This window comes from Streptomyces sp. NPDC055103, assembly GCF_053607625.1.
This window is the reverse complement of the sequence record NZ_JBSGTX010000104.1, coordinates 1-21,441: the sequence shown is the minus strand read 5'-3', so window position 1 is coordinate 21,441 and position 21,441 is coordinate 1. Positions and strand designations below refer to the sequence as shown.

17 protein-coding genes and 5 pseudogenes are annotated in these 21,441 nt (G+C 69.1%); 8 read left to right on the top strand and 14 right to left on the bottom strand.

Going from position 1 to position 21,441, the window contains the following annotated elements:
* Positions 1 to 765: 765 nt before the first annotated feature.
* The 3 genes and pseudogenes from ACWFR1_RS37570 to ACWFR1_RS37560 all read right to left on the bottom strand — a co-directional run bounded on the left by ACWFR1_RS37570 (position 766) and on the right by ACWFR1_RS37560 (position 2,406).
* Positions 766 to 1,626, bottom strand: coding sequence for a Scr1 family TA system antitoxin-like transcriptional regulator (locus ACWFR1_RS37570; RefSeq protein ID WP_453559885.1), 861 nt, complete (start codon positions 1,624 to 1,626; stop codon positions 766 to 768).
* Between the two features lie 32 nt (positions 1,627 to 1,658).
* On the bottom strand, positions 1,659 to 2,156 hold the full coding sequence (locus tag ACWFR1_RS37565; RefSeq protein WP_453559883.1) for a DUF6879 family protein: 498 nt from the start codon (positions 2,154 to 2,156) through the stop codon (positions 1,659 to 1,661).
* A pseudogene (locus ACWFR1_RS37560) lies at positions 2,122 to 2,406 on the bottom strand (hypothetical protein). The gene ACWFR1_RS37565 and the pseudogene ACWFR1_RS37560 overlap by 35 nt, the downstream one beginning before the upstream one ends.
* Positions 2,407 to 2,709: 303 nt before the next feature.
* On the opposite strand from ACWFR1_RS37560, the gene ACWFR1_RS37555 reads away from it, so the two are divergent.
* A complete protein-coding gene (locus ACWFR1_RS37555) occupies positions 2,710 to 3,378 on the top strand; it encodes a TRADD-N-associated membrane domain-containing protein (protein ID WP_453559880.1) in 669 nt (222 codons plus the stop codon).
* Between the two features lie 81 nt (positions 3,379 to 3,459).
* Complete coding sequence (locus ACWFR1_RS37550; RefSeq protein WP_453559878.1) at positions 3,460 to 4,677, top strand: hypothetical protein; 1,218 nt, start codon at positions 3,460 to 3,462, stop codon at positions 4,675 to 4,677.
* 84 nt (positions 4,678 to 4,761) lie between these two features.
* Here ACWFR1_RS37550 and ACWFR1_RS37545 read toward each other — a convergent pair whose 3' ends face one another.
* The 3 genes from ACWFR1_RS37545 to ACWFR1_RS37535 form a co-directional block, all read right to left on the bottom strand.
* Positions 4,762 to 4,944: a hypothetical protein gene (locus ACWFR1_RS37545; protein WP_453559875.1), complete on the bottom strand. Its 183-nt coding sequence runs from the start codon at positions 4,942 to 4,944 to the stop codon at positions 4,762 to 4,764.
* A gap of 720 nt (positions 4,945 to 5,664) precedes the next feature.
* Positions 5,665 to 6,219 carry a Uma2 family endonuclease gene (locus ACWFR1_RS37540; protein ID WP_453559873.1) on the bottom strand — a complete coding sequence of 185 codons (555 nt, stop codon included), beginning with the start codon at positions 6,217 to 6,219 and terminating at the stop codon, positions 5,665 to 5,667.
* 37 nt (positions 6,220 to 6,256) lie between these two features.
* Positions 6,257 to 6,484: a helix-turn-helix domain-containing protein gene (locus ACWFR1_RS37535; protein WP_453559888.1), complete on the bottom strand. Its 228-nt coding sequence runs from the start codon at positions 6,482 to 6,484 to the stop codon at positions 6,257 to 6,259.
* Positions 6,485 to 7,628: 1,144 nt separating this feature from the next.
* On the opposite strand from ACWFR1_RS37535, the gene ACWFR1_RS37530 reads away from it, so the two are divergent.
* Positions 7,629 to 8,945 (top strand): phytase, encoded by a 1,317-nt coding sequence (locus ACWFR1_RS37530; protein ID WP_453559871.1) that lies wholly within the window; start codon positions 7,629 to 7,631, stop codon positions 8,943 to 8,945.
* Positions 8,946 to 9,111: 166 nt separating this feature from the next.
* On the opposite strand, the gene ACWFR1_RS37525 is transcribed toward ACWFR1_RS37530, so the two are convergent.
* Positions 9,112 to 9,939, bottom strand: a complete 828-nt coding sequence (locus ACWFR1_RS37525; protein ID WP_453559868.1) for an ArsR/SmtB family transcription factor — start codon at positions 9,937 to 9,939, stop codon at positions 9,112 to 9,114.
* An 18-nt stretch (positions 9,940 to 9,957) separates the two neighbouring features.
* Entirely contained in the window at positions 9,958 to 10,128 is a 171-nt protein-coding gene (locus tag ACWFR1_RS37520) for a hypothetical protein (RefSeq protein ID WP_453559866.1), read from the bottom strand.
* Between the two features lie 56 nt (positions 10,129 to 10,184).
* Here ACWFR1_RS37520 and ACWFR1_RS37515 point away from each other — a divergent pair, with 56 nt between their 5' ends.
* Complete coding sequence (locus tag ACWFR1_RS37515) at positions 10,185 to 11,501, top strand: MFS transporter (protein WP_453559864.1); 1,317 nt, start codon at positions 10,185 to 10,187, stop codon at positions 11,499 to 11,501.
* Between the two features lie 530 nt (positions 11,502 to 12,031).
* Positions 12,032 to 12,481: a DUF523 domain-containing protein gene (locus ACWFR1_RS37510; protein ID WP_453559862.1), complete on the top strand. Its 450-nt coding sequence runs from the start codon at positions 12,032 to 12,034 to the stop codon at positions 12,479 to 12,481.
* A gap of 470 nt (positions 12,482 to 12,951) precedes the next feature.
* Here ACWFR1_RS37510 and ACWFR1_RS37505 read toward each other — a convergent pair.
* Both ACWFR1_RS37505 and ACWFR1_RS37500 read right to left on the bottom strand, forming a co-directional pair.
* A pseudogene (locus ACWFR1_RS37505) lies at positions 12,952 to 13,134 on the bottom strand (transposase); the annotation flags it as partial.
* Between the two features lie 372 nt (positions 13,135 to 13,506).
* Positions 13,507 to 13,893: a hypothetical protein gene (locus ACWFR1_RS37500; RefSeq protein ID WP_453559891.1), complete on the bottom strand. Its 387-nt coding sequence runs from the start codon at positions 13,891 to 13,893 to the stop codon at positions 13,507 to 13,509.
* Between ACWFR1_RS37500 and ACWFR1_RS37495 the strand changes: the two are divergent.
* Positions 13,832 to 14,237 (top strand): annotated as a pseudogene (locus tag ACWFR1_RS37495) (IS5/IS1182 family transposase); the annotation flags it as partial. The gene ACWFR1_RS37500 and the pseudogene ACWFR1_RS37495 sit on opposite strands and share 62 nt — an antisense overlap.
* A 475-nt stretch (positions 14,238 to 14,712) precedes the next feature.
* Here ACWFR1_RS37495 and ACWFR1_RS37490 read toward each other — a convergent pair.
* The 3 genes and pseudogenes from ACWFR1_RS37490 to ACWFR1_RS37480 all read right to left on the bottom strand — a co-directional run.
* Positions 14,713 to 15,024: pseudogene (locus ACWFR1_RS37490) on the bottom strand (transposase); the annotation flags it as partial.
* A 55-nt stretch (positions 15,025 to 15,079) separates the two neighbouring features.
* Positions 15,080 to 15,496, bottom strand: a pseudogene (locus ACWFR1_RS37485) (ISAs1 family transposase); the annotation flags it as partial.
* A 451-nt stretch (positions 15,497 to 15,947) separates the two neighbouring features.
* Positions 15,948 to 16,490, bottom strand: coding sequence for a hypothetical protein (locus ACWFR1_RS37480; protein WP_453559859.1), 543 nt, complete (start codon positions 16,488 to 16,490; stop codon positions 15,948 to 15,950).
* 660 nt (positions 16,491 to 17,150) lie between these two features.
* Here ACWFR1_RS37480 and ACWFR1_RS37475 point away from each other — a divergent pair.
* On the top strand, positions 17,151 to 17,654 hold the full coding sequence (locus ACWFR1_RS37475) for a hypothetical protein (protein WP_453559856.1): 504 nt from the start codon (positions 17,151 to 17,153) through the stop codon (positions 17,652 to 17,654).
* Between the two features lie 571 nt (positions 17,655 to 18,225).
* Here ACWFR1_RS37475 and ACWFR1_RS37470 read toward each other — a convergent pair.
* On the bottom strand, positions 18,226 to 20,331 hold the full coding sequence (locus tag ACWFR1_RS37470; protein ID WP_453559854.1) for a dihydrodipicolinate synthase family protein: 2,106 nt from the start codon (positions 20,329 to 20,331) through the stop codon (positions 18,226 to 18,228).
* A 106-nt stretch (positions 20,332 to 20,437) separates the two neighbouring features.
* On the opposite strand from ACWFR1_RS37470, the gene ACWFR1_RS37465 reads away from it, so the two are divergent.
* Complete coding sequence (locus tag ACWFR1_RS37465; RefSeq protein WP_453559851.1) at positions 20,438 to 20,980, top strand: MOSC domain-containing protein; 543 nt, start codon at positions 20,438 to 20,440, stop codon at positions 20,978 to 20,980.
* Positions 20,981 to 21,441: the final 461 nt, after the last annotated feature.

The following is a 21,441-nucleotide window of genomic DNA, read 5'->3' as shown; positions in this document are numbered from 1 at the left end:
GGGTGTCGCGGGCAACGCAATGCCAAGTCCGGCCAGAGCCACGACGAAGGCACTCGTGATGGCCGCCGTACGTTGTCGGAACGTCCGCCGGCGCGGACGTATGGGACTGCTCAAGGAGAAGGTCCTCTCATGGTGGTTCCGGCTGCTGCCGGTCGTCTCGGTATTTCGGCGCTCGGGGCGCCGGGACAAAGCGGCCTTCGTCCCGGCCTCGTTACGTCGGGGCGCGCCGATGGGTTCTGGGCACGAGTGACAGAGCGGCTGTGGCGTTGCGGAGCACCCGTGGCCCGCTGTCAGACGCGCCGGGCGGAACGCGTGCTGATCGCCACCCACGAGATCCGCGACGGTGCTGCGGCCGTAGGTACATGCCGCGCGATGACGCTGGTTCCGGCGTCAGGCCGAGCCTGCCCCGCATGGCTTCGGGTCAGCGGGCCATGGTCCTGTTTTGAGTGTGCGGGGACAGCAGAGACCCGTTCGGGTCTCGCCTCGACGGAACGTCTGAGACGCGAGTCCGAACTGTGCTTCGGCTTCGCCGGCGTGTCATCAGAGACGACATGTTTCCCACCCCACCTTGTGCCTGCCCCGCCGACTCGGCCGCGCCCCTCGTCGTTGGAGGGCACCCGGAACGGGGTGGACAGTCAGACCTGTGTCGCCGTGGGGTACGAACGGGTGACGTGGATGCCGCGCCCCCCAGCGCGGATCGCCCCTCTACCCCATGAGCGAGATGGAGCTTGCGGTGTTGTTCAAAGACTCACAAGTTCCCGTTCACTAGTTCATCAACTCGAGAGCTTGTGGGCAGCGAAGACGGACCGGATCTGCCTCGGGCCTGCCAATTGAGCGATGGAACAAAGGTGCAAACCGTTGCCGGTTGGGCCCTAACCCCGGATCTTGGACACTTGGTAGGTGGATCTTGAGGGTCTGCGCGGTATCGACCCATCGCCACGCGTTCTTGGGGGCCGAGGAAAACCGGCAGAGGGCATCCAGCTCGTCCCGGCGGGCCCGACCTGTGGCCGAGTAGAGGAACTCCACCCTCGTGGACTCGCAGACAGCCACATCTTCGTCGAGACACCCATCAGCCGCATCACCTCGACCTGCGGCCGCACGGCGCGAGCCACAAGCCCCGCAACGGCCGTGGGACAGGACCTTCTGCCGCTCCATTCGGGCTTCCACGGCGGCGTCCACGTCGTCCACGGCCACGCCGCGGTCGCGCTGGATCGAGCACAGGACGGCAGCGGTGTACTCGCGCGTCTGCACCATGCCGGGCAGCACCCTGCTGGCGTAGACGCGGAGCAGCCGGGTGTGCTCGTAGAGCGTTTCGACGGATTCCTGGGCGGCGCGGAGGCCGGTGCGCTCCATCTGTCGCCATTCGGTGTACATCGACTCGACCGCTCGGGCGGCGGCGATCAGGTCGGGGATCTGGTCCTCGGCCCCGCACGCGATGCACCAGAGCCTGATGTCGGACTCGGATACAGCCCGTGTCGCGCTCTGGATGCGGCTGGTCTTGGCGGGACCCCACCGGCACCGGGCAGACAGCTCCTCGCCCGTCAGGCCGGCGTCCTTCCGGATGTTCTTCAGCCGGAGGGCAAGGGCCTTGCGGGCTTCGACGACGACGGACGACGGAGACGGCATGCTGACTGTCCGGTGAACGGTGGGACGTGGGACTAGACCGCGAAGTTCTCGTGCGGGATCGCCCGCTCCCAGACCGCGTCGAACGCCGCGACCACCATCTTCACCGTGGCCGGGTCCTCGGCGAACTCGTGCCCCGCCCACTCTCCGGCGCCGGTGAACCAGTGGAAGAGGACCAGGCGGTCATCGATCAGCCAGAGGTCGTTACCCGGCAGCGCGAGGGTGGAAGCGAGCCGACGCGGCAGCCAACGAACGGACTCGCCCGCGGCCAGGTTGTGCGGGCCGGTCAGCGAGTGCTCCCAGCGGATGTAGTCGGTCACCGGCTCCGAGACGACCCGGGCTCGGCGCACAGCCACGCCCCGGTCCACGGTCTCCTCGACCAGCTCTCGCCACTCCCTGTACGCGTCCGGCAGCTCGGCCTCACGGCCCTCGCGCCAGGCTGCGAAGACCGGATCCTCCATGTAGGAGTCGCGCATCTCCAGGTGGACCGCCGACCGCTCAGCGCTCCTCAGCAGAGCGGTGAAGTCCGGCACGCCGTTCTGCGGCCTCGCACGCCTCCCTCAGGATCGGGATCATCCGGGCCGGGATGCGCACGACGCCCTCGTGGTCAGGTACGCCGGCGGGGTGACCCGGCACCCACTCGGATTCGTTGATCGTCGCGTTCATCTCGGGGTCCAGGAGTCAGCCTTGGATGACGACCTCGGTGGTCTCGTCCTCGACCCACACGGTCGGACTGCCTCCGTTGGGCGAGTTCGGATCTTTCCCGACAAACCATAGGGCCATGATTCCCTCCCACAGCAAGCCAGTGTCCAACTCTTGCGCACACTTTCGCTGTGAGAGGACAGGGTCAAGGCTGGACGCCGCGTTTGGCGCGAACCCGCTGGCCCGCAGGCACCGGCGAGTACCCGACAGCTGGGCGGCAGCTTGCCCCCTCCGGGCCCGACGGCCTATCACATGACGGTTCGCCAGTTCCCGCAATGAGTACGTAAGTTGAACCCGCTTACACATATCTAGGGGGAACGTATGGAGCTCAGCGCATCGGTCATTATCGGCGCCGTAGCCACATTGGGCGCCTTGATCGGGGTAATGATCTCCGTCACCAAGAGGTCGCTGCTGCGCGAACGGGACGCGGAAAGCGCACGCCTGCGATCGGTCGTCATCGGAGACGAGCCCCGCACCGTCATCCACGGCGACATCCACGGCGACATCCGTGTAGACCTCCCCCCAGCAGGCGGACAGGACAAGGGAACCCGCGCCGGCGAACAGCGCGTGGACGACGACCGCTTCGCCGAACTGCTCATCGAGTACTACGCCTGGGGACTCACCCAAGCACGCCGGAGCACATCCCTCAGCCTCACCGCCTCCGGCGTCGGCGTCTTCGTCCTCCTCATCGGCGTTGCCCTCGCCATCTGGAAGGCCGAGACCACCGGTGACCTCTACGCCTCCGCCGTCGCCAGCGTGGCCGGCCTCGTCTCCACGGTCATCGGCCAACTCGCTCACCGCAGGGCCGACAGCGCCATGACCCACATGCAGAAGCAGACCGACAGCCTCCGCCAGGACATGAAGCGCGAACGCGAGACGGAGACCGCCATCCGGCTCGCCGGTGAAATCCTGGACCCCGAACTCAGGGCCGAGCTCCAAGCCGCCCTCGTCCTCAAGCTCTCAGGAGCCACCCTCACCGAGGTCAGGACGCCCTTCACCCCCCCGACGACAATCCCCTCCCAGGACGGATCGCTCAACGGCGCCACCCGCTGATCCGTCGACCCTGATCACACCCGCCGCCGCAGGATTCGGACACGAGGGGCAAGAGAGTTGAACGAGCAGAAGTTCACGGATATGGCTGGGCAGTTCATGCGCATGGCGCTCGACTCCTGGCGAGCCGGAAACCGTACGTTCGCCGTCCTGCACGCGGGCATGGGCTGTGAGCACGTACTGAAAGCGCTTCTCACCCACTACGACCCGCTGCTGATCTCCGACAAGGCGGACCGAGCCCACAGGTTCCACGCCCTGGGGTTCGGCGACCAACCAAGCGTTAAGCCGCTCACCGAGGCCCGGACGATCGGCATCGCGGATGCGTTCAAGGACGCCACGGTGTTCATGCGGGGGACGATGCCGGTCACATTTCAGCAGTTCACCCCCGTCATTGACTCCCGCAACGGGATCGCCCACTTCGCGCACCACGACGAGCAGGCCGAGGAGACGATCGTCTCGACTGCTCTCCGCGTTGCAGACGCCATCCGCGCCGAACTCGACGTCGACGCAGGTGACTTCTGGGGCGAGTACGAGACCTTGTTCGCAGACCTGGCCCAGGTCGCCACCATGCCCGCCCCGGCAGGACAGGCCGACCGGCCCAACATCGAAGCCGCTGCCGAGGAACTCGCGCTCGCCGAACGGGCTATGGCCCGCGCCATGATCTCCACCGCCGTCACCACGGCCGCCGAGGCCGCCTCCTGGAAGTCGGCAACGAGGCCCGGCGAGCACCAGGAGGACGTCGCCCGCACCGCCCTGAACACGGCACTGATCACCGCGCTACGGACCGCCGGAGCCCGGGCCCGCCAGACCGCCACACAGCTCCTCGGAGAGTACGAGGTGGTCCCGCTCCCCGTCCGGCCGGACGACTCACCAACCGACCCCGACACAGCGCAGCGAGCCCACACCGCCGTGACCGTCAAGGTCATGATCGCGTCGGGCGTCATGGCGGGACTCGTCGACATGCAGTACCTCGACCCCGATCTCCCCATCGTCCCCAGCCTGATCGAGCTCGACGCATCCGGATGGCTCAGGAACAGCCAGGCACGAGACGAACACGTGTGGTGGCGGGACTGCCCGGCCTGCGGCTACGCCGGCAACGTGTACGGGGACCTCAACACCACGCCATGCCTATGCGAGGAGTGGGAGGTGGAGTGCCAGCACCCCGGCGGGGTCATCGATGTCGGGATCGTCGAATCCTTCTCCTGCCCCTTCTGCGGCCTCGCGTTGAGCAGCCGCGAGGAGATCGCCACGGCGGGCATCGAGTCGCGCACCGAAGCCCCCAACCCCGCGGAGTTCTGGTGAGCAAGCCCAAGAAGCACCACTGCGCCCGCACATCTAGCTGCAAGCATCCACGCCACAGGGGCAGCCGCCGCCCGTCTTGAGTGGCTAGCCCGCCGTGCGGGCGCCAGGTGGCGCGGACAGCCGCTTCGCCTTCCCCATGGTTCGGTCGATCGTGATCTCGATGACCACGCGCTCGGGGTCGGGATGCGGGGTGCGGCCGTAGCGGTCCGCGTAGCGGGCCACGGCGTCGCTGACTGCATCCGTACGCAGGCACTGCTCGCTTGTCACCAGGCCATGCGCCCAGGAGTGCTCCCGCATGGGCCGGTTTGCTCCCCACACGCAAGAGCCGAACGTCCACGAGCCCCATCCGAGTCGGCAACCCGAGCCGCCGGCCACTACGAACTGATGGGCAAACACCAAAACGGGTCTCAGATCGCCGCCAGCAACCGGAGACCAGCTACTGGCATCCGCTCTTCCCGAATCCGACCGTCGCAGAGGGCGCAGAAGATTCGGGAGTGAGCGGCGTGTCACACGCAGGGGCCGTGGGATCGCCGTGGGATCATCGTCGTGGCTCCACACCCAGGCTCCGCCTGAAACCCCAGGTCAAGAACGCGTGGGGCCGGTGAGGGAGACCAGAGGCCCCCGTTTCGCCACACCGATGCGAGGCGATCGCCACACGCGAAAACACCCCTCCAGGGGCGTTTTCGCAGGTCAGAACGTTTTTCTATGGTGGGGCGGGTGGGACTCGAACCCATTTCAGTGACGCGTCTCACCTGCGACGATGCCAAAGCGCCGGACGTATCATCCGACTCCATCCGGCCGCGTCCCCCTTCGATCCCGCTCGATCGAGGACCGTGCAGCGTTCGCTGCACCGCTGTCGCCGCGCTCCCTAGCGCCCACGAATCCCGGGTCGACACACCCGCCAGGCGCACTCGGCGGGCGGTCACGCTACGTAATCCATCTGCCGCCGAGACGCCGACTCGTTCCCAGCCGCCGACGGCGTGCTCGTCAGCGCGCGCCGGTCTCCGGTTCAGGTCGGGGCAGCTCGTCCAGGTCGAGGGTGAAGGTGCGACCGTCGGCCAGGTCGATGGGGAGTTTGCCGGTGGCGTACTGGTGCGTGTGCGCCGCGATGTAGCCGCTTCCGGTGGGCTGGGTGTGGACGACGACCTCCGCCGCGTACGGGTCCACGACCAGGTAGACGGGAATGCCGTAGCGGCCGTACTTGGCGGTGCAGTCGTCGTAGTCCTTGCGCGCCGAGGAGACGGAGACCACCTCCGCGATCAACAGGACGTCCTCGAAGCTGTAGCGCTTGCCCGCCCTCTGGGAGTCCTCACGCAGGATCGCGAGATCAGGAGCGGAGTTCTCGTCCGCCGGGAAGTCGAGATAAACGTCCGAGACGGTCTTCGCGTGGCGCCCGAGCGACACGATCGTGTCGTACTGCAACGACTTGATCGTGCTGGAATGCTCCACGCTCTGCGGGGTCATGATCACCTTCCCCTCGGCACCGAAGAAGACCGCGTATCCCTCGGGGAACTCGGTGTGCATGATCGCCTCGACGCTCATCAGCGGCTCCTTCCCGTCGCCTCCCAGAATACGGGTGTCACCGGGCGAGGATGGGAGCGTCGCCCGGGCGACTTCCCTGTGCGGCGAGGCGTAGCTGGAGCATCGCGACGAGCCGCTGGTCGGGGTCGTCGATGTCGATCCCGCTCAGGGCGACCGCCTTGCGGACGCGGTAGCGCAGGGTGTGGCGGTGGACGTCGAGCGTCTCGGCGGGCCGGCTGACACCACCGAAGCCGTCGAGGTAGCCCTCGGCTTCGCCGCGTCTCATGTCCACGGCGACGACGGTGACGCCTGCCCGGGCCGAGCCCCAGGTGCCGGGCGAGCGCAGTCATGCCGAAGCGGCCTGTGAGCAGGCCGTGCGCGAACTCGCCCCGTGAGGCGACCCGCGGAGGCGTCGCCGTGGTAGTGGTGGTCGACCAGCTGGTACGCCGCGAGCCGGGCTGCACCGCGCAGGGCCTCGCCGCTCCGCTCGGCGAACGGGCGGTAGCCCTCCTGGGTGCCGAGCGGGCGTGGGCCCGCGGTGACGCCGATGGCGCGACGGCGGCGGTAGCCGTGCTCGGGCCGCTCGTCGATCTCGACGATCTCCTCGCCGGTGCGGAGCCGTCTGATCAGGCCGTGTTCCGCTCAGGGGCCGTACGGGCTCCAGTGGCCGAGGAGAGGCTTCACGTCGCCGGCTTGGGGTTCAGGGGTCTCGGTGTGGTGTGCTCGCGGGTCGAGGCGCTCGGCGGTGGCTGCTGCCCAGGCGTTCCATGCCTCGGATCGGGTTCGGGCCTGCCCTGGTGGCCTCGACTCGCGTTCGTGCGGCGCTCACCCACTCCGTCAGTCGGGTGGCGTGACGCCATGCCGATTCCTGCGCCTCGAAGTACCTGAGACGGTACGCTCCGACGTCCCGTAGAGCATGCCGACGAGCGCCGTCCTTGCAGGGCGCCCGGCGGCACGCCCTCACGCTCGCACTACCCGCTGACGCGCGGACTCTGATTGCCGATCTCCACGACGATGTTCTTGTTGTCGGACTGAGTCCTGTGCAAGGAGGTGGAGAAGATGGCTGGGGCGGGGGAGGAAGGTCAGGCAGTTGCGCGGATGACGCCCGCAGCGGCTGTCCAGCCGGCGGTGGCGGCCCGCTCGATCTCCCATCCGGGGCGCCGGAGTTGTTCCGCCGACGCAACAACATCCCCGAATCGCAGGGCGCGGCGTGGCCCCTTGGCTGGGAGGGCGCCTGTGCCTGCCGGACTCGTGGAGTCCGTCGCCGAACGGGTCGCTCGTAGCGGCCTCACTATGGATTGCCCGGCGAACGGTGTCCAGTATGCAGACGTGGCGAACCGAGACCTCATGACGTGTTCAGAGTCCTGTCGCCGTGCCTTCGCGAACCCTCCGTAGCGTTCTCGGTGTCCGCATTCCTACTAAGGAGTAACGTGAGCGCCTTCGCTCTCAGCGCCCTGACCTCACTCGCCACCGCGTTCGCCCTGACCACCGGCCCCGTGGCCCCCGTGGCCGTCACGGCCACCGTGGAGACCCCTGCGGTGTACGACGACGAGGCCGGCGGCAGCGCCGACGCCGACGACCCGGCCGTCTGGGTCGACCCGGAGAATCCCGGCCGCAGCATCGTCATCGGCACCCTGAAGGAGGCGGGCCTCGACGTCTACGGACTCGACGGCCGCCGCCTGCAGCACATAGCGGCCCCCCAGGCCCCGCACGAGGACGCCAAGGCCGGCCGCTTCAACAACGTCGACATCGTCTACGGTTTCGACCTCGACGGCGAGCCGACCGACCTCGCCCTCGTCAGCGACCGGGGCCGCGACCGCGTCCGCGCGTTCGCCATCGACCCGGCCGCCGTCGCGGCCGGCAAGCCGCCGCTGAAGGACGTCACCGCCCCCGACGTGGCACCGGTGTTCGCCGCCGACGAGGCCGAGGTGGACGACCAGCGCACCTCCTACGGCCTGTCCGCCTTCACCGACGACGACGACGCCTACGTGGTGGTCTCCCAGCGTGAGGAGACCAGCCTGCGGCTGCTGCAGCTCGAGGACCGCGACGGGCGCGTCGGCTACGAGACCGAGGACACCCTCGACCTGCCCGACACCTTCGCCCTGCCCGACGGCACCGACTGGACCCCGTGTGCCGACCCCGGTGAGAACCCTCAGGTCGAGGGCATGGCCGTCGACCAGGAGGAGCACGTCCTGTACGCCGCGCAGGAGGCCGTGGGCCTGTGGCGGATCGAGCTCGACGACGAGGAGTTCGAGGACCCCGAGCTGATCGACCGCGTCCGCGAGTACGGTACGCCGTGGACGTACGACCCGGCGGAGGAGGAGTGCGTCCTCGACACGGAGAACGACCCCGGCTTCGGCGGTGAGCACCTGAGCGCCGACGCTGAGGGCGTCACCGTCTACCACGCCGAGGACGGCACCGGATACGTTCTCGCCTCCAGCCAGGGCGACGACACCTTCGCCGTCTACGAGCGCGACGGGGACAACGACTACCTCGGCTCCTTCGCCGTCACCGACGGCGCCACCGACGGCGTGCAGCACTCCGACGGCTCCACCGTCGTCAACGTCCCCCTCGGCGCCGCCTTCCCCAAGGGCCTGCTGATCACCCACGACGGCGAAGCCACCCCGGCCGACGGCGACCGCGAGGGCACCAACTTCAAGTTCACCCGCTGGGACGCCGTCGCCGGTGCCTTCCCCGAACCCCTCACGGTCGACACCGACTCCTTCGACCCCCGCGACACGGACTGACCTGGTCCGTCGGACTCCCCTGAGCGCCGCGCCCTCTCCGCCATGGGGGGGGCGCGGCGTCGACGACCCGCTCGACGGGCAGCCCGGCCCGGCCCCCTCCCCGGCGAGCCGGGCGACGTGTTCCTCACCGCTTGCCCGAACGCGTCGAGGGCGGCCACGAACGCGTTCAAGGGGATGTCGGCGGTCCATTGTTCTGAGCGGTGTGAAGGGCTGCGCCGAGAGGGCTCTGCCGGTAGAGGACATGGCGTCCGTGCCGAGTGCGTACGACGAGATGGGCCCGGGCGAGTACCGACAGGTGCTGGCTCACCGCTGCTGGGGTGACGTGGAGCCGGTGGGCGAGTTCCGTGGTCGAGGCCGGCTCGGTGAGCAGGGCGAGAAGCCGGGCTCGGGGGCGCCCGAGGAGCGCCTCGAGCGAGTGCGGTGCGGGGGTCGGTCGGCTCTCGGTGAGGGTGGCCAGTCCTCGGGCCGTGTAGACGATGTGGGGCGGGGCGTCGGCGCTGAGCATGGTGGAGACGCCGTCGACGAAACAACTGGGTGTCAGCAGCAGACGCCTGCCGTCGATGGGGATGTCCGTGGTGGTGTGCGCCTGAGGGCCGTGCCGCTGGACGGTGAGGATGCCCTCGGCCCAGGTGAGGCGCTCGCTGACGCCGGCGAAGAGGCGGCCTGCGCCGTGTTCGGCCAGGACCCGGGCGCGGTGGGCGAGGTCGGCTTCGAGGACGGAGCGGATCCGTGGCCACCAGGGCAGCAGGCAGGAGTGCCAGTACTCCTCCAGGGAGTTGGCGATGTCGTTCAGCAGCCGGGCCGGATCGTGCAGTCCGGCGGAGAGCCGGGGCGGGACCGGTTCCCCCAAGGGGAGGAAGGTCCGTTCCAGGTCGGGTGCGAGCAGGGCTGGATCGACGGCGCGCAGGGCGGTGAATTCCGTGCGGATGTCGGGTGCGGCACTACGCGGCCGGGGGGTGAGCAGATCGGGTACCCAGTAGCGGTGGCGCGCCACCAGGGAGGTGAGCAGCTCCTAGTCGAGCTGTTCGAAGGCGGTACGCATGGCGGTGCGCATGGCACGGGTGTGGGGCAGGCGCGCGGTGTGCGCACCCCACATGCGCAGGCTGAGGACGGTCTCCTGCAGCGGCGAGTACGCGAAGGACGTCGCTGCGAGGTCGGTCAGGTCGAGGCGGAAACGGATCATTAAGCCCCAGTCTTAACTCATTCCGCATGGAGCGTGTCCCGGGTTGGCTGCCCGCCATGACCACCGCACCATCACCCCGCCCCCGTACCGCGGCTCCTCCGCCGTCCCCTCGGCAGGGCCGGGCCGTCGCTCGGCGCCTCGCTCTTCCCGCCGATCCCGTCGTCCGGGCCCTGGCGACCGTCCTTCTGGTGAACGCGTCGGGCAACGGCCTGTTCCTGACCGTCAGCACGCTCTGGTTCACCCGGGGTCTGGGCTACTCCGCCGCGCAGGTCGGCCTCGTCCTCACGATCGCCGGACTGAGCGGTGTTCTCGCCGCGTTTCCAGCCGGTCGCGCTGCCGACCGTCATGGGGCCAAGCGGATCCTCGTCGTCGTGCACCTGCTCCAGGCCGCGGCGATGGCCGGGTTCGCCGTAGCAGGCACGTTCACCGGGTTCCTCCTGCTGGCATGCGCTGTCACGGCCGGCAGCCAGGCCAACGCCGCGGTCCGCGGTGCCCTGTACGCGTACAGTCTGCCCGCCGCCACCCGCACACCCGCGCTCGGGTTCCTGCGGGCGGTCAACAACATCGGCATCGGCGTCGGCGGCGCTCTCGGCGCCGCGGCCGTCGCTCTCGACCACCGCGTGGCCTACCAGGGGGCGATCCTGGCCAACGCCGCCACCTTCCTCCTCGCCCTCGTCCCGCTGCGCACCCTCCCCACCGCGCAGCCCGCGGCGGACCCCTCTCCTCGCGCCGGGCGGCCCGCACGGAAAGCGACGGGAGCACTGCGCGACGGGCCCTACCTCGCGGTCACTGGGCTCAACGCCATCGTCAACATGCTCTACGTCGTCCTCGAAGTCGCGCTGCCGCTGTGGCTGGTGAACCACACCCGGGCCCCACACAGCATGGTGGGCGCTCTGCTCGTCCTCAACACGCTGCTCGTGGTCGCCCTCCAGGTCCGGGCCACCCGTCGCGCCGGCGACCTGGGATCCGCCGCGCAGGCCTTCCGCCTCGGTGGCCTGTTGACCGGACTCGCCTGCGCGACGGCCGCCACAGCCGCACACCGTGCGCCTGTCCACGCCTCCGTGATCCTTCTCGTCGCCGTCCTGTTCCTCACACTCGGCGAGGTCACCTCGCAAGCGGGAAGCTGGACTCTCGGATACGCGCTGGCCCCCGAGGAGGCGCAAGGCGCCTACCAAGGCGTCTTCCAGACCGGTATCTCCGTCACGCAGGCGCTCGGCCCGATAGCGGTCACCACGCTCGTCCTGCCTCACGGCACAGCCGGTTGGTGGATCCTCGGCGCCGTCTTCTGTGTCGCCGCCCTCATGCTCCCGCCCACCGCCCGCTGGGCCGAGCGGAGAACCAGCCCCGTCCCCGGACGCGTGGACGGCGAGTGATCGGTGACGCGGTCAGGCGCGGAACGCTTCGGGACGCCGGCTTTGATGCGCCGAGAGCGCGCATCAGGGCGATCTGCGCGTGGTCGCGGGCGGTGGCGAGTTCCTCGACGGAGCTGTCGCCGAAGGCGCCCCACGCCTGCTCGGCCAAGAGGGCGACGGTGGCGTCGTCCATGGGCGGGGCTGCCGAGCGCCGGCCACATGGACGCTGCCATGGCGCGTCCCAGGTGCTCGATGAAGTCGGGCAGGCCACCGGGGCCTCCGCCGAGATGGAAGCTGCGGAAGGAGCCGGGCGACAGCCCATCGCACGCCGATGGACGCGGTGACGATGTCGTCGAGTTCCTGTTCGGCCACCACGCCCCGGCGACGAGGTGGACGACGGGCCGAATCGCCGGACTGGGCGCCGTCACGACCAGCGTCGTCCACTCCAGCCCGCTTCCGACCCGCGCGCACGACGGTGGCCTCGGTGCCAGAGTGAAGAAAGGGTCTACCCGGTAACGGTCCGTAGCGATGGCCTGAGTAGCCTGAGTGTCATGGAAGCGATCCTGGTCAGCGCGTGCCTGCGTGGGGTGCCATGCCGGTTCGACGGTCGGCACAAGGCGTCACCCGCGGTCGAGGAGGCCGTCGAGGGCCGACGTGTCGTGTCCTTCTGTCCGGAGGTGGCGGGCGGGCTCCCGACCCCGAGGCGGCCGGCAGAGCTGGTGGGCGGCGACGGGCACGCCGTGCTCGAGGGAACGGCGCGGGTCGTCGAGGACACCGGGCGCGACGTGACGGCGGAGTTCGTGGACGGGGCGCGGCGTGCGCTCGAAGCGGCTCGGCGCGGAGACTGCACGGAGGCACTCCTGATGCCACGCAGTCCCTCGTGCGGACGAGGCGTCGTCTATGACGGTACGTTCACAGGGGAGCTGGTGACAGGGGACGGGGTGACGGCGGCGCTGCTCGAGCGTCACGGGATCACCGTGCGATCCGCCCCGGGCGTCTGAAGCTCCCCTGGCACACGACCGCCCATTCTCCGTGACCGGCTTCGGCAGAGCGTCGGACTTCGGGGTGAGACGGCTTCACGCACTGGCTGGTGGTTCGCTTTCGAGTCCGCCTCTGGCTGGCTGTTCTCGCGGCGAGGGGAGCGCAAAGAGCGCACCGAGGGAGCATTGTGGGCGATGGGGGCGACCTTCTGCCCCGACATACCCGATGCGCGCCTTCCCTTGACGGTGGCCCTGGCTCAATCATGGTGAGCTGTGTCGCTTCATGAGATCAAAACTCGCAAGCTCATTCGCCGCCCGTCGATGGTCGCTCTATGGTGCTCCTGCGGGGCTCACAAGATTCTCGCTGCCAGCGCGGTCCCCCAGGGGGATTCCCATCGGTACGCGCTGGTGCATAGCAGTGGGGTGCCCGTCTCCCGTTGCCGTACCTGCACCTGCACCTGCTCGCAACAGGCTGGCCGGCAGGATGCTCATTGATAGCAGGCGGTACGCGGCGGGATCAGATCGTGCCATGGAGCCCCGGTTCGCAGCCGCCACAGCACCCCGTTGACCACCTGTCGGTGCTCACGTCACGGACGCCCACGTCCACCCACCCGCGGCAACAGGGGTTCCATTCGATCCCGTGCCACGTCCGTCAGCTCGCCTCGACCTGCCACAAGCTCAATGATCAGAGTGCTCGTTCGCGCACTCTCGCGCGGGGTCCGTCATGAAACGGCTCAGCCGGTAGGTGGTCGGCACGCCAGGCGTCCGCACAGCGTGTCGACCCGGATCATCGACCCGTCGAGTCCTGCTTCCCGAAGACGGCGCAACCCTGTATACATCTCCGCCTGGTCCGGAGTCTCAACGACCACTTCCCACTGTCCCGCGTCCGGGCGCGGTGCGAGCAGCAAGGCGCTGACGCGCGCCCTCTTGCCGCCGCCTTCTTCTCCCTTGTCCTGGCACCTGCCCAGAATCACTGGCTGGCGTCAGGACGGCAAGGGAACTGGGCTGAGCACGCACACTCTCGATGATCATGCGTCAGGCTAGCCCTACAGATAGGTCCGCCGCCCCCAGGCTGCACTTCGGCGACGTCCGCGTACAAGCGCAGTTTGCCGCGCAGGGAGGCGATGCACTGCCGCGGCCGGGAGGAGGGCCAGGGAGTTGGAGTAGAGGGCGCCGTCCTGTGCCTCGCGGGCGTAGGCGCGGCTCTCCTGGTACAGGGAGGCGGCGGCGCGGCCGTGGCCGCCGTCGAAGGCCGCCCATCCCACCTGCTGGGCCTGCTCGGCGAGGAGAGAGGTGAGCCGCCGCCGGGAGGCGTCCGAGAAGGATCCGTTGCGCAGAAGGGTCTTCCTCCGCTGCAACTCTGCGAGGTAGCTGGGCCTGGTGATCGCCGTCATCGCCCTGGCCGCGAACACCCACGACAACGCAGCCGGCATCGCCCTGCTGGACCAGGTCGCCGAGCACACCGGCGGCACTGTCGAGAAGGCCCTGGTCGACCAGGGCTTCAAGTACGCCGTGGCCGCCCACGGCACCGCGCTCGGTATCGACGTGGAGATCGTCGAACGCAACCTGCAGGAGACGGGGTTCGTCCCGCAGCCGAAGCGGTGGAGAGTCGAGCAGACCTACGGGATCCTCGTACTGCACCGGCGCCTGGTCCGCGACTACGAACACCGCCCGGCCTGCTCCGCCTCCCGCGTCTACTGGGCGATGAACCCACGTCATGGCCCGCCGCCTCACCGGCGCGAACACCCCCACCTGGCGCGAGCCGCAGGCGGTGGCAGTGTGCACGTCGAACCCCTCCTCGACGCGCTCGGCCTTCAGGAGGACGCCGCCCGGACCATGGCCGACGACCTCAGCACCCAGATCGAAGAACTGCACGGCCGGCTGCGGGAAGCAGAAACCCACCTCGAACACCTCGTGATCACGCGGAAGACCGTCACAGCCCTCGCCGACCGGCTCCCGGCCGTCCCACCGGACCTGCCCGAGCACCCGGACTACCCCCCGCATCCTCGGTGTCCTCAACGATGCGACCGCACCGCTACGGGCCCGGAACGTCTGCGAAGCCCTCGATCACGAACTGCTGTCGAAGAACATCGAGGGCACCCGCGCCAAGCTGAAACGCCTGGTCAAGCTCGGCATCCTCACCGAGATCGACACGGGCAGCTTCGCCAGGACGCAATAGCCGACCGATCCCCGCGACCAGCAGTCCTGCCCCAACCTCACCAGGCAACGGACATCAGATCACGAACCGCCCTCTCAGTGCGTCCGGCGGTCCCGGAGTACTGGGGCTGGACCCCGGCGGAGGTGATGCCCTTCTCGATGAACCCGGTGTCGTCGATGATGAGGACTCCGTCGGTCTCGCCGAGCTTGTCGGCGACGTATCCCTCCAGTTCATCGCGGATATCGTCGGGCTCTCACTTCGCGCCGGCGAGCAGGTACTGCAGGCCGTCGGGAGTGGGGTGGCCAGCCTGCTCGGCCAGTTGCCGGCTGTTCTTCCGGGCCACCGGGGCGAGCAGTCCGCGTACATAGTCGCGCATGCGGCGACGGAGCTCGACTCGGCCGAAGCGCGGCCAGGTAGTGGGGCCTGCGTTCGTGCAGGTAGGTGACGTGGTCGTGCAGGGCGTCCGCGATGATCACCGCGCCGGTCAGGTCGATGCCGTCGAGAAGGGGGACGAAGGCCGGGATCTCGTTGCTCTTCCCGTCGAACTGCCGTTGGGCGAGGACATGGCCGCCGTGGGTCATCGCGGCGATGACAGCGACGGCGAGCCGCCTGACGGTGCGAGAGCCGCGAAGTGCCTTGCCGTCGACGGCGATGACCTTGCGTCCGGAGGCCGGGGCCTTGCGTTCCTGGAGGAAGTCGCCTACGGCGCGGTCGAGTGCGTCGCCGTCCACGGCGGCCAGGGCGAGACGGATGGTCGTGGCGTGGGGCGGCCGGATCAGACCGGTCAGCGGTCGGGGCGGAACCGAGCAGGGCCAGGACGCGCTGCGGGCGTCGGCGACCCACTCTGCGACCGCCGCGATCGAGGCGTCGCCGGCCAAAACGGCGGTGGCAGCGGCGGTGAGCAGGGCCGCCCACGGGTGACGGATGCCGCGACGGGCTCACAGGTCCGGTACTGCGGCCAGATAACTCTGCAGGTCAGCGAACGTTTCCAGCGTGGCAGGGTCGGAGGCGCCCCCCAGTTTCCGGAGGTATGACGGCATGCGGGAAGACGGGCGCAGGCATGGGCTCGCTCGGTGCCATGAGGAGCATCTGCGCTCCGCGCTCGAGTACGTTCCGCCGGCCGGGTACGACGAAGCCTTCTGGCGGAGCCAGGAGCAAATCCCGCAATCCGTCTGAACCAATCAAGATCGGACTCTACGCGACTCGGGGCAGCTCAATTGCCCGAGCCGTGAGGGCTCACCTCTTGGTGCCGGCGACGAGCGCAGCCGATGGGCCACGACTGCGGCACCATCGGCTGATGCTCGGCCTATGCGGTGGTTGCGTGCGGGCTCAGTTGATGGTGAGTGTGGCGATGCTGTCGATCCGGGAGACCGTTCCCAGGCCGAGGGTGCAGGCGAGGACGTCGGTCGAGGGGCCGACGAGCTGGTACACGACGGTGTCTCCGGTGAAGAGGCCGGAGGTGACGGTGCCCGTGACCGTGGTGGTGAGTACGGCGGCGGCGAGGTTGACGGTTCTGGTGCCGGTGACGACGGTGGTGGCGCCGTTGTTCCAGGTGAAGCTGATGGTGGTGGGGGCGGTGTTGAGGAGGGTGAGGCAGGAGTAGGAGGGGATGGTCACCTGGCTGACCGTCACGGGGGCCGAGTTGATGGCGGGCACGCTCAGCGAGGTACAGGTGTTGAGGTCCCGGGTGATGGTCACGGTGGTGCTGGCAGGTGTCAGGCTCAGGGGCGGTGAGTAGGTGGAGGAGTCGTTGCTGGGTGTCGTGCACAGGATGTCGCCCACCGCCGCTTGGGCCGGTGAGCCTGCCGCTACTACCGTGGCCGCAGCCAGCGCCAGCGCGCCGAGCAAGCCGATGGCGGATTTCCGCTTCATCGAGGAGCCCCTTTCTAGGGAATTCGACGGTCCCACGGGCAGGTCATCGCAGCCAGCGGCATTCCGGTCACCGTCTCGGTGGCCCGACAGAGCAACCGAGACGGGCTTCGGCGCGGGCCGGTGTGCGGCGATCTCGGTCAGGTGGTGGCGCTTGGTGCCATAGGCGGGGGAGGGCGCAGTTGTGAGTGGACGTAAAGGCAACGGCAGACCAGCCGGTAGGCCGGACGGAGACAGGGGCGACAGTGACGGTCAGTAGCCTCAGAGGCGTCCTGGCAGGCCTTGTGCACGCCGGGCCCGATGAGGAACGTCTCCACCCCGCGGCTCGGCTACGTACCGCCCGGCGAGGAAGGACGGGAGCCTCCGGATGGACTCGTCGGCAGGTCCGCAGTCCGCCTGAACCAGCAGGGCCGAGCTCCTCAAGGATCGTCTCAGCAGACCCAGGAGCAGCGCCCCGTCTCACCACTCTTGTCCTGAAATGGGGCTGTGCGTGACGAGTGTCTTGCTGTCACGCTGCACAGGTGCTCACTCCCCCGTCAGGGTGTGACGTCGATTCGACGACGTTTCTGTGTCCGGCGGCGCTTGGGGAGAGTTCCTGGAGACGACCGGGGGAAAACCATGTCCGTAAGTAGACGTCTTCGTGCCCTTCTCGGTGCTGGCGCATTGACCGCCGCAGCGGTTCTGCTCCCCGTGCAGTTGGCCGGTGCGGCCGAGCAAGTGATCCCCTACCAGGTCGTGTGCGGAGGCAGCCAGACGACGACGTATGCCCCTGGGCTCACCAACACACCCCAGACGCTCACTCGGTCGGGCCAGAACATCCATGCCCCCTGCGTTTCGACGGTGAGCCCCTTCACCTTCACGGGCTCGACAGGGTTCACCTCCACCACCACGCTGTCCTGCCTCAGCCTGACGGAGGCCAACACCGGAGTCGATCTGATCTCGTGGTCGACGGGAGCCACCAGCACCTTCTCCTACAACCGGACGGTTTCCATCGTTCAGGGCCAGACGGTGGTGACGCTGACCGGCGAGATCACGAGTGGCTGGTTCCAGGGAGCCACCGCAGTGGAGACCATCACGAGTGTGGCCCTCGACCTTGGCGCGTGTGCGACAGCTGAGGGCATCACGTCAACGTACGGGGTCTCGGAGCTGACGATCACCGGCAGTTGACAGTCGGTTCGACAACGGCTCCACAGGCTCACACAGGATCTGTCGAGCGAGTCGCGCTATCGCTTCTTCGGCCCAGCTGTGGCCGCGTCGGCGTCACACGGTCCGAGCGTCACACGGTCCGTCGGACCCCGGCGGGGTGCCCTCGGGAGCACCGGCGGACCGCTGGCGCCCGTCGGCGGATGTCAGCCCGCGGTCACGGTCGGACGCGAACGCCTCGGATCGCTCTCAGGTGCCTGTCCCGGCTGATCCGTGGTCGGCCGATGTGGAATGCCCCGTTGACCGTACCGCCTGACGTCCGAGTTCACCCAAGGCCAGGGGACAGGTCGGCGGCCCGTCCCCCTCCAGGCCAGAAGACGGCCCCGGCCGACCAGCAGATCACTGTGCGGGGAACGGGCCTCGGCCGGCGAGATCTCGATGTCCTTCGTCAAGGACCCGGCGTCCGGTGTGCGGCTGCTTGAGGTGTCATGCGGTGAGAGTGAAGGGACACTCAGGGCAAAGGACCTCACCCCGGAGCTGTGGGAGCGGATCCGGGGTGCCACGATCGGCCCATGCCGGGACGGTGCGGCGCTTGTCACGGGCACGGGCGTTTCCCGTCGGCTCTGGCGAAGCGTGCCTCAACGGTCGCGACGGCGACTGCGGCAGAGACGGCCAGGAGGCCGACGAGGAGCGGCAGTCTGACGTTCGCACCTGTCAGGGAGCCGGCCAACGCCGTTCCGGCGGATCCGGATGTGATCTTCAGCGCCGCGACCCAGATGAAGACCTGGCTGCGCGCGCCGCGCGGTGCGTACTCCGTGCGGGCGGCGAGGGTGGAGGCGAAGAAGCAGGCGTTGAGGATTCCGGTGAGCGCGTAGGCCGCGATGGTGATCGTGAAGGTGGGGCTCGCGGCGACGGTGAGGAGGCCGGCGACGACGCCCAGGGCGAGGTGGCGCATCAGCCGGTCCGGACTACCGGTGAGGGGGAAGAGCATGACGGCTATCGACCCGGCGAGATTGCCGAGGCCGTAGGCCGCGGTCAGTGCGGCCGCGGTGGCCGGCTCGACGCCGAGGATGTTCGTCATGTGCACTGCGGTGACGGGCAGTGCGGCGACACTCAGGGCGACGATCATCGTCAGGTACGCGGTGCGCCGGAGGTGGCCGGTGCGGGCCATCAGCGCGAGAGTTGCTCCCGGCTTGAGGATCGCTGTCCTGTCGCCGTCGTGGGACGGCGCGGTGAACGGCAGAAGCAGGACGCCGCCTGCCGCCGTGGTCGCCACCGCCGCGAGCGCGAGAGCCGCCGTGGCGGGTGAGGCCCACCCGGACAGGGCGGCCACCAGGGAGGGGCCGACGGTGCCGCCGATGCCGTAGGTGGCCACGTCCCAGCCCTGGGCCCGCCGCTGTGTGCGCAGTCGAGGTCCGACGATGGCGGGCAGTCCGCTGCTGATGCCGCCGGTCAGCAACGGCCCGCACGTGCCCGCTGTGGCGAGCAGGAGTCCGGTCAGAGTGGCGGGGACGTGACCGTAGGTCAGTACTCCTGCGGTCAGCGCGGTGGCGTACAGCAGGCAGGCCGCCGCGATGACCTTCCGGCCGTCTTGGGCGAGGTCCAGCGACCGGGCGACGAAGGGACCCGGCAGGTGCGGGGCGGTGATGCACGCACCGAGTACCCCGGCGAGCGTCCCGGAGGCACCGGATGAGGTGGCGAGCAGAACGACGGCGACCACGGCGCCGCCGTCGGCGGTACGGGCCAGGGCCGCGGCGATGACGTAGCGTGCCAGGCCGCCTCCGTCCTTTCCGGCCGGGGGTGGGGGCTTCGCCTTCCTCGGCGCGTTCGCTGTGTGCTGTTGGCTCATGGTTCTCGTGTTCAGAAGGTGAGCTGGAGGGCGTCCAGTGCGGCGGCGACCTGGCGGCGTGCGGTCTCGTCCAGTGCCCGCAGGGGACGCGGCAGGTTCGGCGCCTCCGTCAGGCCGAGGTGGGAGGCGGCGGCGCACATGACGCGCAGGCTGCCGTGCTGCCGGAACAGGCCCCCACAGCGGTTCGAGGCCTTCGGAAAGTTCCGTGGCCGTGCGGGCGTGGCCGGACTGTGCGGCGCGGGTGAGGGCGAGGGCTGTCCGCGGGAAGGTGCCGCCGATGACCGAGTACCAGACGTCGCATCCGGCGGTCAGGCCGCGGGCGGCCATCCAGTCACCGCTTATCCCGATGGTCACGGTGTCGGGTATCAGCGCGCGCAGCGCGTCGACGCGGAGCTCGGCCGTGAACGGGTCGTCGGGCACGCTGGGGATCTTGATCGAGGCGATGTTCGGCAACTGAGCGATGCGGCCCTGCAGTTCGTCCGTGAAGTGCACGTGTGTGGTGGCGGGGTTGTCGTACACGCACAGCGGCACGGAGAGTTCGCGCGTGACGTCCTCGTACAACCCGAACACCTCGTCCTCGGTGAGCGGCTGATACGTCATCGGGGCGAGCAGTACCGCGGAGGCCCCGGCCTTCTGCGCGTCCTCTGCCAGCTGAAGCACGTGCGAGGTGCGCAGCACGCCGATGCCGACGATGACGGGGACCCCGTCGGCGCTCTCGACCGCGATCCGCGCTGCGTGAGCGCGCTGTTCTCGGGTGAGGTAGGCGTAGCTGCCGGTGGATCGGCCGCCCGAGCACGGGCCGGCCGCCCTCCCCGCGTCGGCCCGCAGCCGGGGCGTCGGCGGCCAGGCCAAGGGGGACCGACAGTCGCAGCCCACCCGCGATTGACCGGTGGCTGCTCTGCTTTCAGGCCGAGGACTGATGTCGTTGCCGATCACGCACATGGAGAGAGGCTCGAGGATGAACGGGACAGTCACGGCTGTCAGCAGCAACGGCGAGTACACGTTCACCAAGCCGAACCGCGACAGCATCACGCTGCTCGCCGGCCTCGGCGTGGAGGGCGACGTGCATGCCGGCGTCACGGTCAAGCACCGCTCGCGAGTAGCGCAGGATCCCACCCGGCCGAATCTGCGCAAGGTCCATCTGATCCATGAGGAGCTCTTCGCCGAACTCGGAGCGGCAGGATTCAAGGTGATGCCCGGTGACCTCGGCGAGAACATCACCACCAGCGGTATCGAACTGCTCGGCCTGCCGGTCGGCACACTGCTGCGCATCGGCGACGATGCGGTGCTGGAGGTGACCGGCCTGCGCAATCCCTGCCTGCAGATCGACAACTTCCAGGACGGGCTGCTGAAACAGGTCGTCGGCCGTGACGGAGCCGGCAACATCGTGCGCAAGGCGGGAATCATGAGCGTCGTGCAGCAGGGCGGCACGGTGCGCCCGGGCGACACCATCGAAGCAAGACTTCCCAGCGGGCCGCACCGGCACCTTGAACGTGTCTGACGTTTCCACGGAACTGGCATGGCATCGGCCGCGCGGACTCGGTTGCGTCTACCTGTACCTGGCTGAGCACTTCAACGAGTACGCGGACACCGAGTGCTGGAACGTCGCGGCGAAGGACCGGTGCGGGCATGCGCCAGGGAGCGGATTCGAACGGGTCTCAGGACCTCGGCGATCCGCACGTCAGGCCCTCGGGCTCCGACGGTACGGTGATCACGTCTTACGGGCTGGGCGCTTGTGCGCGCAGGCTCGCCCAGCAGCGGCACCCTGCCGGCTCCGCCTCGCTGCGGGCTTATGGACGAAGGAGGGGCGGGGGCGCCGGCGAGCGGTGTGGGCCCGTGAGTGGGTACCGGTGTCGCCCGGCACCCACCCACGTGGGAGGGGGTCAGTTGCGCCAGGTGTCGTTCAGTGTGATCTTGCCGTCGGCGGGGACGGTGGCCGTGCGGTTGGAGCCGCTCTCCCAG

Excerpts from the sequence above, each read along its gene's own strand:
- ACWFR1_RS37570 (WP_453559885.1), bottom strand. The coding sequence starts at position 1,626 with ATGCCGTCTCCGTCGTCCGTCGTCGTCGAAGCCCGCAAGGCCCTTGCC.
- ACWFR1_RS37555 (WP_453559880.1), top strand. The coding sequence starts at position 2,710 with ATGATCTCCGTCACCAAGAGGTCGCTGCTGCGCGAACGGGACGCGGAA.
- ACWFR1_RS37550 (WP_453559878.1), top strand. The coding sequence starts at position 3,460 with ATGGCTGGGCAGTTCATGCGCATGGCGCTCGACTCCTGGCGAGCCGGA.
- ACWFR1_RS37540 (WP_453559873.1), bottom strand. The coding sequence starts at position 6,219 with ATGAGCGTCGAGGCGATCATGCACACCGAGTTCCCCGAGGGATACGCG.
- ACWFR1_RS37535 (WP_453559888.1), bottom strand. The coding sequence starts at position 6,484 with ATGAGACGCGGCGAAGCCGAGGGCTACCTCGACGGCTTCGGTGGTGTC.
- ACWFR1_RS37520 (WP_453559866.1), bottom strand. The coding sequence starts at position 10,128 with ATGATCCGTTTCCGCCTCGACCTGACCGACCTCGCAGCGACGTCCTTC.
- ACWFR1_RS37515 (WP_453559864.1), top strand. The coding sequence starts at position 10,185 with ATGACCACCGCACCATCACCCCGCCCCCGTACCGCGGCTCCTCCGCCG.
- ACWFR1_RS37510 (WP_453559862.1), top strand. The coding sequence starts at position 12,032 with ATGGAAGCGATCCTGGTCAGCGCGTGCCTGCGTGGGGTGCCATGCCGG.
- ACWFR1_RS37500 (WP_453559891.1), bottom strand. The coding sequence starts at position 13,893 with ATGCCGGCTGCGTTGTCGTGGGTGTTCGCGGCCAGGGCGATGACGGCG.
- ACWFR1_RS37480 (WP_453559859.1), bottom strand. The coding sequence starts at position 16,490 with ATGAAGCGGAAATCCGCCATCGGCTTGCTCGGCGCGCTGGCGCTGGCT.
- ACWFR1_RS37465 (WP_453559851.1), top strand. The coding sequence starts at position 20,438 with ATGAACGGGACAGTCACGGCTGTCAGCAGCAACGGCGAGTACACGTTC.